General features: G+C 61.4%; 2 protein-coding genes and 1 pseudogene. 2 read left to right on the top strand and 1 reads right to left on the bottom strand.

Annotated features, from left to right (window positions below; translation table 11 throughout):
- On the bottom strand, nt 1-638 hold a 638-nt coding region (locus CXY83_RS00085; protein ID WP_104195421.1), incomplete at its 3' end, for a metalloregulator ArsR/SmtB family transcription factor.
- A 101-nt stretch (nt 639-739) separates the two neighbouring features.
- On the opposite strand from CXY83_RS00085, the gene CXY83_RS00080 reads away from it, so the two are divergent.
- Nucleotides 740-1969, top strand: a complete 1230-nt coding sequence (locus tag CXY83_RS00080) for an NAD(P)/FAD-dependent oxidoreductase (RefSeq protein WP_104195420.1) — start codon at nt 740-742, stop codon at nt 1967-1969.
- 95 nt (nt 1970-2064) lie between these two features.
- A pseudogene (locus tag CXY83_RS00075) lies at nt 2065-2581 on the top strand (GTP cyclohydrolase II); the annotation flags it as partial.

The raw sequence follows: 2581 nt of genomic DNA, 5'->3' as shown, positions 1-2581 counted from the left end.
CAGTATCCGTCTTTCGGTGCAAATTGCACCTTGCGGGCGCGCTCACCCGCACCTTCCGCGACCCCTTCCAGTAGGGCCAGGTTGGCCGCGCAGATGGTCTCGGTGTGACTCTGCGCCAGCTGGTGGAATGGGCAGTTGTGAAGAAGCAGTCCGCCATCACCATCATCCAAAGGCTCATATCCGGTTGACTGCAGCACCGCATCCACTGAGCCGGCACTCGTGCCCAATGCACGACCGTGTTCTTCGGACACGCGAGCGAGCGATTCCCGGGCGGGCTCCCCTGTGCGATCAGATTGCTCGATGGCAGAAATCAACAGCTCGCCGGCCAGAGCGTAGTGTCGGCCCGGAACGGACACGACGATCTCGTTGGCCGCACGACGGTAGAGCTTGGCAGGCCGTCCAGCGCCAGGACCAGTTCGGCCGGTGCGGCGCTGGAATCCAGTGTCCAACAGCCCGCATCGAGCAAGTCTCTCCAAGTGAAACGCCACCGTTCCGCGTGGAACGCCCAGCGCCTCGGCCGCCTCATCACGGCCCATCGGCGTGGCGCTTTGAGAGACAAGATCGAACAAAGCGCGACGTAGTGGATCGCTGAGCGACGCTATTGCGGAGATGTCGTCCGACCGTGACTGTTCGTTCATAGTGATGATCGTAACTCTAAAACAAAGTATCTTGACAAAATAAACGGAAGGCTCCTAAAGTTGGGCTACGAAGCTCGCCAGCAGACCAGTAAAGAGGAAACATGCCGGATTCTCAGAGTTATGTCATCGTCGGAGCAGGGCTCGCTGGTGCGTCCGCTGCCAGGACGCTGCGCGAAGAGGGCTTCACCGGGCCGATCCAACTGATCGGCGCCGAAGCGCACCGGCCCTATATTCGCCCCCCGCTCTCGAAGGACTACCTCAGCGGATCCAGTGACCGCGACTCTGTCTACGTTGATCCAAAGGACTGGTACGCGGAACATGACGTGGACTTACTCCTCGGCACTTCTGTTGCCCGCATCGATGCCCCCCGCCAGCTCATTCATACCGCCGCCGGTGAGGCCATCGCGTACAACAAGCTGTTACTAGCCACTGGCTCGTCATCTCGCCGCCTGTCGATTCCCGGGGCAGACCTCGACGGGGTGCGCTACCTGCGTACCCTCGATGACTCCGACACGCTGCGCCCTTTGCTTGCGGGCGGAAGCCTGCGCCTCATCTTGATCGGCTCGGGCTGGATCGGCATGGAGGTAGCCGCGACGGCACGCACCCTAGGAAACGACGTGACAATTCTTGAACGCGACCCGATCCCTTTGGCGAACGCGCTCGGCGACGAGCTCGGCCAAATGTTCGCCGATCTCCACGAACAAAATGGCGTCATTCTGCGACGTTCGGTGTCCGTTGACAGTGTTCTCGGACAGGACGGCCGAGCTACCGCTGTGAAACTCACCAGCGGAGAGGTCATTCCCGCGGACCTCATCTTGGTCGGCATTGGTGCCACGCCCAACGTTGAGCTGGCCGACTCGGCGGGGCTGACGATCGATAACGGTGTCTCCGTCGATGCGTCCCTTCGCACGAGCGACCCGGCAATCTACGCAGCGGGTGACGTTGCCAATGCCTACCATCCCGTGGCGAAGTTGCGACTGCGCAGCGAACACTGGGCCAATGCCTTGAATGGTGGAAAGGCGGCGGCCCGGTCGATGCTCGGCCAGAAGGTGTCCTTCGACGACATCCCCTACTTCTACACCGACCAGTTCGACGTCGGAATGGAGTACTCCGGGTTCGGGCCCCTGACGCGGGGAGCTGACGTGGTGTACCGAGGCGACCGGGCTGGCCGCGAATTCATTGCCTTCTGGGTCGCGGGTGAAAAAGTTGTGGCGGGAATGAACGTGAATGTCTGGGATGTCAACGAAGCCGTGCAAGGCATCATCCGGCGCGGCAACCAGGTCGATCGCGCCAGGCTCACGGATGCCGATGTGCCACTGGAATCGCTGTGATCATGGCTGAAACATGTTTCAGTATCACCCCTTCGGGGGCACCCACCGCGGCACTCTCGGCGGAGGGAGTCGGTGTCGGCACCATTCGTGCCATCGAGATGTCTGGTGTCACGTTTGAAGTCGAAACGACCGTCCCGACCAAGCACGGCACTTTCCAGTTCCGCGCCTACCGCGACCTCATCACCGGCAGTGAACATCTCGCCGTCGTGTCCGGCACGCCAACCGATGGCTGCCTCGTTCGTGTGCACTCCGAATGTCTGACAGGTGAGGTCTTCGAATCTCAGAAATGTGAATGTGGCCCCCAACTTGACTCCGCCCTCAACACAATCAATCAGTACGGCGGTGTCGTGATCTACATGCGTGGCCACGAGGGCCGCGGCATCGGACTCGTCAACAAACTCAAGGCCTACCGGCTGCAAGAAGCCGGCTTAGACACGCTCGATGCGAACCTCGCGCTCGGCCTCCCCGCGGATGGCCGTGATTATTCTGCCGCGGCTGCGATCCTCCACAACCTCCGGCTTCAGGCGGTGCGCCTCCTCACCAACAACCCGGACAAGGTCGACCAGCTCACCGCGCACGGGATCACCGTCCTCGAGCGCGTATCACTTACAG

Source organism: Cryobacterium sp. M15, from assembly GCF_002929675.1.
Lineage (GTDB): Bacteria > Actinomycetota > Actinomycetes > Actinomycetales > Microbacteriaceae > Cryobacterium > Cryobacterium lyxosi.
This window is presented reverse-complemented; position numbering and strand designations above follow the sequence as displayed.

What these genes read in the sequence shown, in the direction of transcription:
- CXY83_RS00080 (WP_104195420.1), top strand. Translation starts at nt 740, where the DNA reads ATGCCGGATTCTCAGAGTTATGTCATCGTCGGAGCAGGGCTCGCTGGT.